11 protein-coding genes are annotated in these 15,047 nt (G+C 66.5%); 5 read left to right on the top strand and 6 right to left on the bottom strand.

Annotated features, from left to right (window positions below):
• Window positions 1–113 precede the first annotated feature (113 nt).
• The 4 genes from eccCa to HYQ63_RS30760 all read left to right on the top strand — a co-directional run bounded on the left by eccCa (window position 114) and on the right by HYQ63_RS30760 (window position 7,885).
• Window positions 114–4,271: a type VII secretion protein EccCa gene (gene eccCa / locus HYQ63_RS30775; protein ID WP_257232256.1), complete on the top strand. Its 4,158-nt coding sequence runs from the start codon at window positions 114–116 to the stop codon at window positions 4,269–4,271.
• A gap of 97 nt (window positions 4,272–4,368) precedes the next feature.
• A complete protein-coding gene (locus HYQ63_RS30770) occupies window positions 4,369–4,797 on the top strand; it encodes a hypothetical protein (protein ID WP_179937078.1) in 429 nt (142 codons plus the stop codon).
• Window positions 4,798–4,853: 56 nt separating this feature from the next.
• A complete protein-coding gene (locus HYQ63_RS30765; RefSeq protein ID WP_179937077.1) occupies window positions 4,854–7,169 on the top strand; it encodes a hypothetical protein in 2,316 nt (771 codons plus the stop codon).
• A 14-nt stretch (window positions 7,170–7,183) separates the two neighbouring features.
• On the top strand, window positions 7,184–7,885 hold the full coding sequence (locus HYQ63_RS30760) for a hypothetical protein (RefSeq protein WP_179937076.1): 702 nt from the start codon (window positions 7,184–7,186) through the stop codon (window positions 7,883–7,885).
• Window positions 7,886–7,931: 46 nt separating this feature from the next.
• Here the strand turns inward: HYQ63_RS30760 and HYQ63_RS30755 are convergent, their stop codons facing one another.
• From HYQ63_RS30755 to HYQ63_RS30735, 5 genes are all read right to left on the bottom strand, one after another.
• Window positions 7,932–8,801 (bottom strand): hypothetical protein, encoded by an 870-nt coding sequence (locus tag HYQ63_RS30755; RefSeq protein WP_257232255.1) that lies wholly within the window; start codon window positions 8,799–8,801, stop codon window positions 7,932–7,934.
• Complete coding sequence (locus HYQ63_RS30750; protein WP_179937075.1) at window positions 8,798–10,294, bottom strand: putative T7SS-secreted protein; 1,497 nt, start codon at window positions 10,292–10,294, stop codon at window positions 8,798–8,800. The genes HYQ63_RS30755 and HYQ63_RS30750 overlap by 4 nt, the downstream gene beginning before the upstream one ends.
• Complete coding sequence (locus HYQ63_RS30745; RefSeq protein ID WP_179937074.1) at window positions 10,294–10,845, bottom strand: hypothetical protein; 552 nt, start codon at window positions 10,843–10,845, stop codon at window positions 10,294–10,296. Before HYQ63_RS30745 ends, HYQ63_RS30750 begins: the two co-directional genes overlap by 1 nt.
• A gap of 153 nt (window positions 10,846–10,998) precedes the next feature.
• Window positions 10,999–11,478, bottom strand: coding sequence for a hypothetical protein (locus HYQ63_RS30740; protein WP_179937073.1), 480 nt, complete (start codon window positions 11,476–11,478; stop codon window positions 10,999–11,001).
• Window positions 11,479–11,524: 46 nt separating this feature from the next.
• Window positions 11,525–12,697, bottom strand: a complete 1,173-nt coding sequence (locus tag HYQ63_RS30735; RefSeq protein ID WP_179937072.1) for a S8 family serine peptidase — start codon at window positions 12,695–12,697, stop codon at window positions 11,525–11,527.
• Window positions 12,698–13,764: 1,067 nt separating this feature from the next.
• On the opposite strand from HYQ63_RS30735, the gene HYQ63_RS30730 reads away from it, so the two are divergent.
• Window positions 13,765–14,277: a hypothetical protein gene (locus tag HYQ63_RS30730; protein ID WP_179937071.1), complete on the top strand. Its 513-nt coding sequence runs from the start codon at window positions 13,765–13,767 to the stop codon at window positions 14,275–14,277.
• A gap of 48 nt (window positions 14,278–14,325) precedes the next feature.
• Here the strand turns inward: HYQ63_RS30730 and HYQ63_RS30725 are convergent, their stop codons facing one another.
• Complete coding sequence (locus HYQ63_RS30725; protein ID WP_179937070.1) at window positions 14,326–14,850, bottom strand: hypothetical protein; 525 nt, start codon at window positions 14,848–14,850, stop codon at window positions 14,326–14,328.
• Window positions 14,851–15,047: the final 197 nt, after the last annotated feature.

The following is a 15,047-nucleotide window of genomic DNA, read 5'->3' as shown; positions in this document are numbered from 1 at the left end:
GCGTAGCGATAGGCTCACAGGGTTCGGGGGACGACGTCATCGCGGCACCGGCGTGACGTGTACCAGATCTTGCTCTGTGCAGGGAAGCTGAATAAGGGGGGACTGACCGCCCGGTGAGCCAGATTGTCGTCAAGCGTCCTCCCCGGGCGCTGCCGCCCGATGTGCCCACGGACGAACTCCAGCTCACCGCGCCCCCGGAGCTGTCGCGAGCGGAGCAAGGCGGCCTGCTGACGCAGCTTCTGCCGCTGCTCGGCATGGGCGGTTCGGTGGTCTACTTCTTCAACTCGGGCGCGGGGCCCTTCATGCGCGTCATGGGCTGGATGATGCTGGTGTCGGCCCTCGCCACCGTCGCCGCCCAGATCGTGCGCTTCCGGCGCGGCACGGAAGGCCGGACGGCGGGGGCGCGCCGGGACTACCTGACGTATCTCGCGCACACCCGGCGAGGTGTGCGCCGTACCGCCCGTACCCAGCTCGACGTGCTGCTGTATCTGCACCCGGCGCCGGACCAGCTCTGGGCGATGGTCGCCGACGGCGGCAGGGTGTGGGAACGCAGGCTGGGCGACGAGGACTTCGGCCAGATCCGGGTCGGCGTCGGCCCGCAGCAGCTGTCGACCCCGCTGGTGGCCCCGACCACGGCCCCCATCGACGAGCTGGAGCCGCTGGCGGCGGGCGCGATGCAGAGGTTCCTGATGCTGCACGGGGCGGTGGACGGGCTGCCGGTGGCGGTGTCGCTGCGCCGCTTCTACCACCTCACGGTGGCCGGGGACGCGGACACCGCGCAGGGCACGGCGCGCGCCCTGGTCGGCCAGCTCGTCGCCTTCCACGCACCGGAGGACCTGGCCGTGGCCGTCCTGGCGGGCGGCCCGGACGCCGTCGCACGCTGGGACTGGACGAAGTGGCTGCCGCACACCCAGGTCCCCGGCGCCCTGGACGGGGCGGGCACGCGGCGGCTGTTCTGCCGGGACGCGGACGAGCTGGAGGCGCTGCTGTCCGCGGACGGCCCGGGAGGCCCGCTCGCCGGGCGCCCCCGGTTCGACCCCGACGGCCCGCCGGTCCTCGACGCGCGCCATGTGGTCGTCGTCCTGGACGGCGGCACGGTCGCGGCCGACGCGCTGCTGGCTCACGCGGACGGCATACAGGGCGTCACCGTCATCGAGGTGGTGCCGGGCGAGCTGGACGAGCCGCGCGGCAGCCTGTCAGTCGACGTACGCCCCAGGCGGCTCGTCCTCCGGTCGGCCGCCGGGCTGGTCTACGAAGGCGAGCCGGACACTCTCCCGCTGGAGGCGGCGGAGGCGCTGGCCCGCCAGCTCGCGCCGCTGCGCATGGGCGCCGGCGGCGACCAGGACGAACCGCTGCTGGCCGAACTGGACTTCACCGACCTCCTGGACCTCGGCGACGCGGCCTCCGTGGACGCCACCCGGGCCTGGCGCCCCCGTACGACGGCCGAACGGCTGCGGGTCCCCATCGGGGTCGGCGAGGACGGCGAACCGGTGATGCTCGACCTCAAGGAGGCCGCGCAGGGCGGCATGGGCCCGCACGGGCTGTGCGTGGGCGCCACCGGTTCGGGCAAGTCGGAGCTGCTGCGGACGCTGGTCCTGGCGCTCGCGGTCACCCACTCCTCCGAACACCTCAACCTCGTCCTGGCGGACTTCAAGGGCGGCGCGACCTTCACCGGCATGGCGGAGCTGCCGCACGTCTCCGCGGTCATCACCAACCTCGCGGACGACCTGACGCTCGTGGACCGCATGGAGGACTCCATCCGCGGCGAACTCCAGCGCCGCCAGGAGCTGCTGCGCGGTGCGGGCAACTACGCCAACGTCCACGACTACGAGCGCGCGCGGGCCGCGGGCGCCCCGCTGGAGCCGCTGCCCACCCTCCTCCTGATCATCGACGAGTTCAGCGAGCTGCTCAGCGCCAAGCCGGACTTCATCGAAATGTTCATCCAGATCGGGCGCATCGGCCGCTCGCTCGGGGTCCATCTGCTGCTGTCCTCCCAGCGCCTGGAGGAGGGCAGGCTGCGCGGCCTGGACACCTACCTGTCGTACCGCATCGGCCTGCGCACCTTCTCCGCCACGGAGTCGCGGGCCGCGCTGGGTGTGGCGGACGCCTACCACCTGCCCACGCTGCCCGGCTCCGGCTACCTGAAGTTCGGTACGGACGAGATGGTGCGCTTCAAGGCGGCGTATGTCTCGGGCGCGTACCGCACCTACGACCCGGCGCTGGACGGCGGCGACGGCGGGCCCCCGCTCGACCGGCGGCCCGCGCTGTTCACCGCGAAGCCGGTCCCGGCCTCGTACGCCTCCCCCGCCCCCACCGGGGGCACGGCCCGGCCGGACGACGCCCGGTCGCACGACGCCCTGTCCGACACGGTGCTGGATGTGATCGTCCGTCGGCTGGAGGGGCAGGGCCCGGCAGCGCACGAGGTGTGGCAGCCGCCCCTCGACGTGTCCCCCGCGCTCGACGAGCTGCTTCCCCCGCTGGCCGTCTCCCCGGCCCGCGGTCTGCACGCGCCGGACTACGCGCGTCCCGGCGACCTGATCGCCCCGGTCGGGCTGGTCGACAAGCCCTTCGAGCAGCGGCGCGAGGTTCTCTACCGCGACTTCTCCGACGCCGCGGGCCACCTGCTGGTGGTGGGCGGCCCCCAGTCCGGCAAGTCCACCCTCCTACGGACGCTCATCGCGTCCTTCGCCCTCACCCACACCCCGCGCGAGGCCCAGTTCTACGGCCTGGACTTCGGCGGCGGCGGACTGTCCGCGATCGCGGGCCTGCCGCACGTGGGCACGGTCGCCTCACGGCTGGACCCGGAGCGGGTGCGCCGTACGGTCGCCGAGGTCACCGGCGTACTCACCGACCGCGAGGAACTGTTCCGCACGCGCGGCATCGATTCGATCGCCACGTACCGGAAGCAGCGGGCGGTCGGCGAGCTTCCCGACGAGTCCTGGGGCGACGTCTTCCTGGTCATCGACGGCTGGGGCGCCTTCAAGCAGGAGCACGAGGCGCTGGAGGGCCTGGTCATGGACCTCGCGACCCGCGGGCTCGGCTACGGCGTCCACCTGATCCTGACCGCCTCCCGCTCCATGGAGGTGCGAGCGGCGCTCAAGGACCAGTTCCTGAACCGCCTGGAGCTGCGCCTGGGCGACCCCCTGGACTCCGACTTCAACCGCAGGACGGCCGCCAACGTGCCGGTGGGCGTCCCCGGCCGCGGCCAGACCGCCGAAGGCCTCCACTTCCTGGCGGCGCAGCCGCGCCTGGCCGCCACCGCCGAGACCGACCCGGCGGCCGGAACCGACCCGACTGCCGCCGCGGAACCGGCTGCCGCCGGAGGGGCGGCCTCTGCCAGGGGAGCGTCCTCTGCCGGAGGAGCGACATCCGCCGGGGCAGCGGCCACCGCCGGGGCAGCGGCCACCGCCGGGGCGGCGGCCTCTGCCAGGGCAGCGGCCGCAGCCACCTCCGCCCTGGTCCACGCGGTCAGCGCCCACTGGCCCGGTCCCGCCGCCCCCGAGGTCCGCGTCCTCCCCCGCGAACTCCCCGCCGACCAGCTCCCGAAGCCCCTCGACCACCCGCACCTCGGCCTGCCGATCGGCATCGACGAGAACAGCCTCGCCCCGGTCTTCCTCGACTTCGACACCGCCCCCTTCTGCCTGATCTTCGGCGAAAGCGAGTCGGGCAAGACGTCCCTGCTGCGCCTCCTGGCCCGGCAGATCTGCGAGCGGTACACCCCCGACGAGGCGAGGATCGTCGTCGGCGACTACCGCCGCACCCTCCTGGAGGCCGTCCCGGAATCCCACCTCCTGGAGTACGCCCCGGCCGCCCCCGCCCTCGAAATGCACATGGACGCGCTGAGCGCCCTGATGGAACACCGGGCCCCGGGCCCCGACGTCACCCCGCGACAGCTCCGTGCCCGCGACTGGTGGAGCGGGCCGCGGTTCTTCGTCATCGTCGACGACTACGAGCTGGTCGCCACGAGCGCCGGAAACCCCCTGGACCACCTGCTGAGCGCCCTCCCCTTCGCCCGCGACGTCGGCGTCCACCTCATCATCGCCCGCAGCACGGCCGGCGCCTCGCGCACCTCGTACGAGCCCTTCCTCCAGCGCGTCAAGGAACTGGGCGCCCAGGGCGTCATCCTCTCGGGCGACCCCGGCGAAGGCGACCTCCTCGGCGGCATCCGCCCCCGCCGCCTCCCCCCGGGCCGCGCCACCCTGATCACCCGCAAGGGCGGCACCCCGCTCGTCCAACTCGGCTGGCTTACCCCGCAGTTGGAGACCAAATAGTTGCTGAATCGACCGTGCGCCACGGGTACGGAACGCGCTACTTTAACGGCCATTGACGCCTGTCATCACCGAAGTTGACGCGCCACCAGGGGAGACCGTGTCGTTCGACGAGCAATGGGCAGCGCTCCGCACACAAGCGGCCGAGCGCCAGGCGACCCGCATGCAGATCAACACCTTCCACGACGGCGGCGCCGCCTCCCCCAAGGAGAAGCTCAAGGTCACCTCGAAGGTGCTCCGCGACATGGCCGACAAGGCCGATGGCACGCGCAGGAGCTTCGCGAAGGCCGACAATCAGGCCATCAAGGAGACCGGCCAGGTCAAGGGCAGCCTCAAGGGATTCGACTGCGCCGCCGCCTTCGACACGTTCGAGGATCGCTGGCGGGCCCAGATGCGCCACGTCCAAGGTCTGCTCGAACACGGCGTCGCCGGCGCCCTGCGAAACGCCGCCGCGGACTTCCAGATCGGCAACAAGGACACGGCCGACGCGTTCCGGGACCACGACGGGAACAAGCGCGTCGCCAGATAGCACCTTCCGAGGCACTACCCCACATCGACATAAGGGCATGGAGCGTAAGACGGGCAATGGTCTCCTACCACGACCTCCTCACGGTGAACCTGCAACCGCTCTCCGATGCCGTCGACAAGTGGCGCGGTTTGCCGGAACACTTCCTCCAGGTCAGCACCACCTTCTCCAAGCAGGTCGGATCCCCCATCGCCAATTCCGACTGGGAGGGCAAGGCCGCAGAGGCAGCAGCCGACAAGATCAAGGCGGTCGCAAAGCAGATGGAGCAGGCCGCCCTTGAGGCCAGGGATGTGCACGGCCTTCTCAGCGACGCCCACACCAGCTTCAAGAGCGCCCAAAAGAAACTCAAGGACTACCGGGACGACATCGAAGCGGACAAGAATCTCGCGATCGACAAGCAGGGCCATGTGTCCTACAAGCCAACGAACCTCGACGACCTCTCCGTACAGGCGCAGGGTCTGCAAGCCAAGAGATACTCCGAGGCGGTATACGGCTACAACGAACAGATCATGCAGGTGATCTCGGACGCCACCACGGCCGACGAGATCCTCCAATGGGCCCTCGCCCAGGATTTCAACGGTCGGGGCAAGGGGTTCACGGGCGATGGCTTCAACAGCCTCAAGGGCGCCAAGCGGGGCCGCGAGCAGGCGTTCAGGGACCTCAAGACCGTCACCGAACTCGCACAGTCGAAAGCGGACCTGTCCACGACCCAGCTCCAGCAGGTCAACTCGATCCTCTCACGGCACGAAGGGGACCCCCTCTTCTCGGAAAAGTTCGCCACCCAACTCGGCGCGAAGGGCACACTACAGTTCTGGGAACACGCCGCCGATGAAACCCAGAGGGGCGGCGACCGAACGAAGGCGCTGGAGAAGTTACAAAGGTCCCTGGGCTTCACCCTGGCCACGGCTTCCCACTCCCACAGCAGAGCGATCGAGCAGTGGAAGCGAGACGTCATCAGACTCGGCCCCCAGCGGCTCGACAACACCCACTCCGACGGCGGCCCGTTCGGCAAGGGCCCATACGGCTTTCAGGTGATGAGCAGCCTGCTGCGGCACGGAGAGTACGACAAGAACTTCCTGCTGGACTACGGCAAGGGCTACAAGGACCCGCGCAGCCACGAGAAGGACGGCCGCACGGGAGGCTTGATCGAGTTCGACCGCAAGCACAAGGACGACCTCAAGGGCCTGTGGAGCCCCAGCGGGTATGCGGCCTACCTCAATTTCGGCAAGGGAAGCGACCAGGGCATGGATCCCATGGCGGGGTACATGGAGGCGCTTGGGCGCAATCCGGAGGCGGCGCAGGCGCTCTTTTATCGCGAGGGCTATAACAAGAGTCTTTCTGGGGATCCTGACCCCGATCTCAAGTATCTCCTACAGGACCGGAATTGGCCTAACGGTAACCTCCTCGCCGCCAACGACCGAGGGTACGGGTATGACGAATTGGGACACGCCCTCGAGGCCGCCACCCTCGGCCATCCGTACGACCAGCCCGAACTGGGACTGCACAGGACACCTGAAAGCGCCAACGTGATGACTCAGGCAGTTGTCATGGTCGCCGAGAATTCCGGGCTAGTTGCGGATAAACCAGAGCTCAGCGACAGTCTTGCCAGAATGGGTGCAGGGTATATGGATAACCTGGACTGGGCAACGGCGAACTACGGTGACAAGAATTCGGGCGACGAGATTCGAAACGCCGCCTTCGGCAGTATCGGTGGAGATGACATCTTTGTCACACACGAGAGCGCCAAGGATTTCCTTTCCGCAGTGGGCCGCGACGACGACAGCTACAAGATCCTCTCGGTCGCGCAACAAGAGTTCACCGCCAGCGCCGTCAAGGCCCATCCTCAAGCAGACGATTCCCTTATCACCATCTTTGGAACCGCCGCCGAGACTCAGGGAATCCTCGATGAAGCACGGGCCGATGCCATCACATCGAGCGCCGAGGACAGCAAAGCCGAGCAGGCAAGAAAGCTATCCGAGGCGGCAGAGTGGAAGAAGTACGGCGTCAGCCAAGGAATCAGTAGCGCCACAAGTCTCATCACCCTGCCTCTTGAGACGGCGAGGCACGCCCCCTTCGTCACCCCATTCATCGAAGGCATAGGCGGAGCCATGGAAACACACAAAGGAATCGAGATCGACAGAGAAATGGAGCGACACCAAGAAGAATTTGACACAAAGATCGACAGGGACGCGAGCGACCTGAAGAAGGAATTCATCGAGAAGGGCCAACGCAGATCAGCGATGACTTTCGATTCATACGTCGCAGTCCATCCGGACGTCGACAACTCATCGTGGTACGCCCGAGCCGACGAATCCATAAAGAATGGCTACGATCGCGGCGCAGGCAATAGCAGGCTCACCGGCAGCGGAACATGACAGAAGACCGAAGGATGATTGCGATCCCACCACATTCCCTCGCGAGGCCTCTTCGCACCGTCATTCCACTGACGTGCCTGCTGGCCTTAACCATCACCGCCTGCGGTGGAGGAGATGACGGCCCGCAACAGAACGAAGAACAACAAACCAGGAACCCATACCTTAATACCTTCAGCGAGAGGACCTGCCGGGGCACCTTTGACAAGGAATCCGTGATCGAGGCGAAGCATGATCACGACCTGCGGCAGGTCACCGAACCCCGCACTGGGAGCGACTTAACCATCCCGATCAGTATCGACATGAACAAGCACATGAAAACCTTCAAGCCGTTCGGTGGACAACCATGCGCAATCCTTGACGAATCAGCCAAGAAGAAATTGTTCAACATTACGGTGAACTGGGGCCCCAACTCCTTCCCTGCGACCGAAAGGAAGAGCGGCAAGACAGCGTCCTACAGCGTACGCAAAACCGGCAACGGAAAGCGCGCCGAGCTCCTGGTCGACTGCCAACGTCCCGATCTGGCCCAGAAGTCCAAGGACAAGAAGATGCTCGCCTTTCAGGTCACGCTCACCGACAACGTGGGCCTCTCCAACCGCGCCGAGGTCAGCATCCTGACCAAATCCGCACAGAGGTTCACCGACCTGGAAGGTCGTCTGTCCTGCCAGAACAAGGTCACATACCCCGCCCCTGAGACAGTCACCGTCGCGGACCGTTGAGGCGACCGAGGGCGCTGGCGCCACGCCCCCGGCTCACCCAACTCCGCTATGCCGCCACAGCAGTCGGCGTCAGCAGGCGAGAAACGCTGTCGACGAGAGTCTGCTCCCCCACGCTCCGTGCCGTGATGCCCGAGGGAGCGTGCGGCGCGTCAACGTTCACCGTCCACAGCTCTTCCGCGGTGGCGTACGTCATGAGCAGTGGTCCAGGGGTATCGGCGAGCAACACCAATTGGCCGACCACAAGGGCGTTGTCGATGACGTCCTTCATGGGAGGAGCCATCGAGTCCCGTTCGAGAGCCTCGGGATCCAGCTCCTGGGTGGGGCCGTCGTGTCCGGCGGACTCGTGCGGGTCGATCAGCCGGCGGATGGACTCCGCCGCCTCAGGCACCGTGGCCACCAGAGTGAACGCGTGCATACCGCCGCCGGTGACGTCCTCGATCAGCAGCACGTCGGCGCCGTGGATGAAGACATAGGCGTAGGAGGTGCCCTCGGACGTGGTCCGCTCCACCGCCAGGACGCGCTCCGCAGTCCTGCGCAGAGTCAGCGCCAACTCCAGGTCCGGGGAGAAACGCATGTCCATCTCGACGTCGGCGGACTGGCTCTCCTGCCGTAGGGCCGCGTCGAGTTCAGCGGTGTTGGCGATCTCCACCAGGTCCCTCGACACCAGCGACCGCAGCGCGGTCGCGAGCACCCAGTCCCGCTCCTGAGCGGACATCCCCTCCAGATGGGGAGCGGCAACGATCGTGCTTCCGCCCTCCGTTGCCGGACTCAGCACGGCGAGCTCTTCATCGGTCAACCGGAGCAGCGTCCGCGATCCCTCTTCGGCAAGGACCTTGCCGAGATCCCGACGAATCTCCTCGAGCGTTGCGCCACCTTCGTGGGTCTGTGGCACGGGAACGACCTCTTTCTTGCTCACCAAAACTTCAGTTTCTTGACTGAGTCGACTGTGCCGTTCACGGCGTGTTCCGCGGTCTTCACCGCGCGAGAGGGATGGAGAGCGGCGTCGACCGTCGTGTCGACTGTGCTGTCCACCGCCGCATTTACCGACTGTGTGGGATGGCGGGCCACATCAACCACACTGTCCACCGTGCTCCCCACGGCATCTGACGTGGTGTTCCAGGCGGTTTTGGCACCCTCGGCGATGTCATCGCCCCACTTGTCGTAGATATAGCTGCCCGCGAAATACGCACCTGTGGCACCCACCACCGCCCAGCCAGCGACCGGGATGCTGGCAGCAACAGCCTCCGAAGCGAGGAGACCGCCACCCAACGCGGTTTCTGACAGCACGGCTCCCCCGCCCAACGCCTGTGCGCCCCCGGCAATTCGGTCTGCCACACCATGGCCTCCGCCATGGTCTGGGCTTATCGCTTGTTTGAGTCCGCCGACGATGGCCAAGGGCATCATGGCCTTGCTGATCTTCCCCATGGCGTTAGCCGCACCGACCCCGCGGGCGGCGAGACCCGCAAGTCTCCCGTCGCCTGCCGCAGCATCTGAGAGCCAGGCCGGGCCCTGCCCCATCTTCGCCAGCCACTCCTCGGCGGCTTTGCCGCCCTTCGTCCACTGCTGCCAAAGGGCCATGGTGGCGGAGATAGACCCCCGGATCTTGGAGATCTTCTTGATTTTGTGATAGCCCTCTTTGAATTCCTTGTACTTCTTATACTGCTCGCTGTTCTGTATCTTTTCCAAGAAATTCAGCTCGGTCGTTCCAGCCCTGGACGCTCCGGCCTGGTCTTCGTCATATGTGCCCTTGACCGCAGTCTGGGCCCTGTCGTGTGCCGTGTCACGCTGGCGGCGAGCCTCGGCCAGGATCTCTCGAGCGGTTTCCATGTACGCAGCGCCCGGGTCGTGGAATGCGCCCGGAGCTTTGGGAGGAGCCGCGCACACCGTGTCGTCGACGGCAGGATTGCTGTTGTAGGCGTCGACTGCCTGGCTATGGGCTTTGACCTTGTCGTGGTGGGCCTCGCGGGCCCGCTCAGAGGCACGCTTGCCCCGGGCAAAGGTATCGATCGCTTCCCGAGCCTGGCGTTGAGCCCATTCCACGGTGTGAGCGATATCCGTCAGTGCCCCGCTCGCTCGATGACACGCGTGCGCGATCTGGAACCACTTCTTCGGTTCAGTGGCCACCCGCTTGCGGAAGGCTTCTGCCGTCTCCCCCTTGATCTCATGGGAGTTCAGCTTTCGTAGCCCCTCACCGACCGACTCAAGGCCCTTGGCCAGACCCCTCAGCTGCGCGGCGTTCGACCGGAGCTTGGACGCGTCGCCATGGATCAGCTCTTTGGGCACCTCGGTTTGGCCCAGCTCCAGTTCTCCCGCGCCCCAGCCCACATGTTTCTCAACCCCGGCACCAGCCGGACCAGGATTCCTCGCAGCGGGGTCCGCAGCAGTCGAGGCGTGACCGTTGGTCGGCATCAGCTCCCGCTCCCCTCAGCCTCGCCGGGGCCCTTGTGTCGCCCGGGCCCGTTCCCGCCGGTACCGACGTAGTCCCAAAGCGACGATTGCGGTCCGGTCTGCGTATAGGGCTCCGTGCGGTAGTCAGACACGCCGGAGTCGGAAGGGCCACCGAAGTTCCCGAGAATTCCACTGACCCCCGCCCCGCCCGGGCCCACCGCGGCGCCCACGGCGGCGTTGCCGAGGCCAGCCCTCAGTGCCCCTGCCCTGCTCCGGTCTTCCTCCCACAGGACCCCGGCGGCCTGACTCAGCTGGGTTCCCAGCGAGTTGGCAGTCTGCTCCAGCATGTTGATGCCCAACTGCCAGAACTCACAGAAATTCGAGAAAGTACCAGAAAGTCCCTCACCGCTGGCCTCCGTTGCCGACAGGCTCATGGTGCTCAGGCTGTCGCACCGCGCGGAACCTGTGCCCTTTCCGGCTCCCTCCAGACCATGCAACGCTGACCGCAGACTTCTGGTGATGCGCTCCTCGGCCTCCTTGGTGACCTTCAGTTCACCATGGTTGCCCACCACCCGTGTCTCCTTCCCTCGCGCCGCTCCATCTACGGCATTTTCCGAGTCCATGCCGAAGGCATCGGCAGCGACAGCGTCTTCCGAGCACCTTCTGTTTTCGTTATTTTCGATAGCTGGTAAAAATTGGACGCCGAATGATCGCACCCCAAGCTGCTACCGCGCGTGTCGTTCATCATGCAGCGGCACACGGGGAGAAAAGGCTCCTACGGCAGCCTGAAGACGTTCCGGATCAAGTTTCCAGAGACGGATCGCACGGCTGGCAAGAAAGAGATCGTGATCGATGTGCCGTGCCAGCTTTTCCGTCTGCTCGGCGCTCAACTTGCTATTCGGTCCAGGCAGCGGCGGCGCACCAGGGCGACGACGAAGGCCAACGAAGTCTGTCCAGTCGTCCGTGGGCACGAGCGAGTGAGTCTTACCAAGTGTGGTGACATCCCGCAGATACCTTCGCCATAGCACCACGGAAGTAATGTCCTGCCACGGCACGAAAGCCGTTTGCTTGGGAGTACCGCCAAGAGTCACACCATCTTGGTCGACCCGGAGCATCACGATGCGCTTCCAGCCCACTCCGAGCAGGAGTTGGAGGGGAGTACGGGTGAGGTATGTTTCGTACACTGGAGGGTCGTACTTGGTCATGAGGCCACGTTATCCAGACCCACGACGTTCATAACGCCTCGCCCTCTCAGGCCCGCCTACGCTGGCGAATGAGCGCATACGCCCCTCCTCCGATGACCAGGGTTGCGGCGACGCCGATTCCGGCGTAGACGAGCGTGGTGTCGCTACCGTCATCGCCACCCGCTGCGGAGGACGCAGGGGCCTTGCTGTCTGCGTCCGCAGCACCCGACGGGGCGTCACCCTTCGCGGGTGAAGACGGCGACGCGGAGGATGCATTCCCGGGTTGGTACTTGGGGAACAGCGGATTGACGTCCGCCGGGCCCGGGTCTCCCTTTCCGTCGAGCAGGACTTGGGCGGGACGGATGATGCCGTAGCCGATGTACTCGCTGGGGACCTTGCCCTTGGGCTTGCTTGCCGTTTGCATCATCACGCGCAGGACCTGGTTCGCGGTCCACTTGGGGTGGGCGGACCAGATGAGGGCGGCCGATCCTGAGGTAATGGCGGTGGCTTGGCTGGTTCCCTGCCCCTGACACCAGCTGCCACTCGTCGGACAACGTCCGGGAATCTCCGCACCGGGTGCTGCCAGAGCCGTTTGGGCGCCGTGTGTCGAAAATTTTGCAGCGGTGCCGCTCTTATCCACAGCAGATACCGCTACTACGCCCTTGAGTAGCGCAGGGTATCCAGCTCCATCACCGATGTCTCCATCATTCCCCATGCCGGCGAAGACGAGAGCGCCCTTTGCGTTCGCTTCGTCAATGGCCTGTTGCAGCTTCTCCTCGGAACCATCCAGCAGACCGACAGCGCGTACGGACATATTGATGATCCGGGCGCCCTTGCTCACGGCGTACCTGATGGCTTTGACCCACTTGTCTGTGGGGTCATCAACGGAATGATCGTCCAGTCCGCTTGTCTTCAAGGGAAGGATCTTGGCATCGGGAGCCACTCCCTTGATGCCGCCCGATCGACCCGATCCTGAAATGAGCGCAGCCATCTGGGTGCCATGACTGCTACTGCGAACACTTGAGTCCTGTGTCTCAGTGAAATCTTTCCCCGCCAAGACCTGACCACGCAACTCAGGGGTCGAGTCGTCAACCTTGTTATCTATGACGGCGACAGTTACCCCTTTTCCGGTACTGGTCCGCCATAGGTCTTCGGCCTTCATGGCATCCAGGTACCACTGGCGCGAGCGCACATCTTGGGCCGCTACCGGAGATGTGAGACATCCCAGACTGACGGTCACGGCACCGAGTAGCGCCCACCCTCGAGCCAAACGCCGGTGGCTGTTGCTGGACGATATTGACATCTCTACAAAATCTCCCGATCCCTCAATTGCTATACGGGTTACTCAAGGACGGGAGGCATGGTGTCTCGTCGTCCAAGGGTCCAGGAGCCGTCCTCCCCGCTTGCATCCCCCGGTTCATCCTCGTTTCGGCGACGGTTGAGGTGGCTGGCCCCGGACTCCAGGTCTGTGGGCGCCAGGTCGTCGCCAGATCGCACGAGTCCCGTACCGCCACGAGTGAATGCGGGCCGCCGTCGCGAGGACGTATGGGGATCAGCGACCGATCCTCCCGGTTCCGACGCGAGTCTGCGTCCTGCGGCTGTCTCGCCCGAAGCACCGTCGGCGGATTCTGACCTGATGGGGCGGAGGGCTCCTGGCAGGGGCCCTCGTCCAGTAACACCACGCTGCTCGCCGATCGCCGCACCACGCGGATTGACGCCACTGTTCGCGGCAGGCATGCGTGGCCCACTGACCTGTCCACCTGCCTCCGAAACCAATCGCCTTCCGGCGGGCCTTTCTTCAACAGACCCACCGACGCCAGGCGAGAGAGGGGTACTCCCGGTCATGGGCCCCCGCGACATCGGCGAATGGTCTTCTCCCACCACCATCCCCCGCGGGAGTCGGGTCCTGGAAGGGTTGCCTGTGGAACGTGGCTGACCACTGATGAGGTCACCCCCCGTCGAACTACGAGGAGATACCGGACGGGCCGGGATTTCCTGTGCGCCACCGCCGGATCGGCCCATACGCGGGGGGCGATCCAACCCGCGGCCCCCTCCACGCGGTGACGGTGGAGAGGTCGACGGTGCGGGCACACCCGGGGTCGTGGGCACCACTTCAGGGCTGGTGCGCTTGGGGGGATCGGCAACCGGCGTCCCCCTCTCTCCGAGCGTGTTCACTTCCCGTTTCGGATCGGTAGTGACGGAGTCGATGCCTGTCCTTGTCGACTCACGATCGGCTGGTGCCGGCTCCGGCCGCTGTGCGACGTCTGCCGACCCACCGCCCGTCGGGCTCGACGCCCTCAAGGGTGAATGACCACCATCACCGGTGTTCGCGCCTCCGGTAGCTGTGCCCTGAGCGGGGGCACCGTCGATGCCGTCCACCCCCGGCAGCACCTTGAACTGCGGCTCCCGCTCCGCCTCCATCGTCTGCTGCGCCGCCCGGTAGGCCGAGGAGAGGCGCTCCAGCTGGTGGCGGGCCTCTTCGGCCTCCTGGCTGGCGGCCTTCTGGGCGGCCGGGTCCTCGTGGGCCGCTCGGGGGTCCCTGGAGGCGGGCAGGGCGGACTTGGTTTCGGAGAGGGTCTGGCCGGCTTGGGCGACGTGTTTGCCGACGGTGGTGGTGAACTGGCCGAAGCGCATGACTTCGAGGGCGAAGTCGTGGGCCCATTCGCGGAAGGCGGAGCCGCCCTCGCCGGTCCATTCGACGCGGGAGACGTGGTGGCGCAGGTCGGAGCCGATGTCGAGGATCTTCGGGCCCGCGTCGCCCAGGGCCGTGCCGGCGGCGGTCAGTTTGTCGGCGTCGGCGCCGGCCAGCATGGCCCGTAGGTTGTCCACCGACAGGCCGTCGAACTCTCCGTTCGCCATGGTTCCCCCCTAGCTGAAGTCCGAGTCGGCGGTGCCGGACTTGCCCGTGCCGGGCTTCGGTGCGTTCTTGTCGTGGCCCGTGCCGGGCCGGTCGTCCGCGTTCGGGCCGTAGTACTCGGCGGTGCGCTTCTGGATGGCGCGGAGGCGGGCGGCCTGTTCGGCGTCGACGCTGTCGTAGCCGCGGTCCGAGATCTGGACGGCGATGCCCAGGGCTTCGAGCTGGTCGCCCAGGGTCCTGGAGAACTTCTCCAAGCGGGCGTGCAGCTTCTCGTAGGCGCCGGCCAGGTCGGCGGCCGCGGTGAATTCCGCGCCGAAGGCGGCGTGCGCGACCGTCTGGTCGCTGATCTTGCTGCGGGCCGCCGGCGATTCTTCGAGGTCCAGCAGGATCTTGTCGATCCTGCTCTTGAAGCTCGCCAGGGTCTCTGCCTCGACCTTGAGGTCCGCGCGCTTGCCGCTCCGGCCGCTTTCACCGCTCCCCGTGCGCACTCGGCTCGCGCTCGCGTCGGTCGCCGAGACCTGACGCCCCTCGCTCATCGTCTTCCCCCCTACGGCGTATACGGCGATCGGCACCACTGTAGTCGCGGAGCGTGCAGCTCCCAACTACGTTGTGGTGAGCATGCATCCGGCGATTTCCGGGCATAGGGCGGCATGCTGGACGCGGTGCTCCGGATTGTTATGTCCCTGCTCAGGCGTCCCTGTGGCAACCGCGGTGCAGGGCCGGCAGGGCGGCG

It is taken from the genome of Streptomyces sp. Rer75, assembly GCF_013414305.1.
In the GTDB taxonomy this organism is placed as follows: domain Bacteria; phylum Actinomycetota; class Actinomycetes; order Streptomycetales; family Streptomycetaceae; genus Streptomyces; species Streptomyces himastatinicus.
The sequence above is the reverse complement of the archived record's forward strand: the minus strand, read 5'-3'. Positions and strand labels throughout refer to the sequence as shown.

What these genes read in the sequence shown, in the direction of transcription:
- HYQ63_RS30765 (WP_179937077.1), top strand. Translation starts at nt 4,854, where the DNA reads ATGGTCTCCTACCACGACCTCCTCACGGTGAACCTGCAACCGCTCTCC.
- HYQ63_RS30760 (WP_179937076.1), top strand. Translation starts at nt 7,184, where the DNA reads ATGATTGCGATCCCACCACATTCCCTCGCGAGGCCTCTTCGCACCGTC.
- HYQ63_RS30750 (WP_179937075.1), bottom strand. Translation starts at nt 10,294, where the DNA reads ATGCCGACCAACGGTCACGCCTCGACTGCTGCGGACCCCGCTGCGAGG.
- HYQ63_RS30740 (WP_179937073.1), bottom strand. Translation starts at nt 11,478, where the DNA reads ATGACCAAGTACGACCCTCCAGTGTACGAAACATACCTCACCCGTACT.
- HYQ63_RS30730 (WP_179937071.1), top strand. Translation starts at nt 13,765, where the DNA reads ATGACCACCATCACCGGTGTTCGCGCCTCCGGTAGCTGTGCCCTGAGC.
- HYQ63_RS30725 (WP_179937070.1), bottom strand. Translation starts at nt 14,850, where the DNA reads ATGAGCGAGGGGCGTCAGGTCTCGGCGACCGACGCGAGCGCGAGCCGA.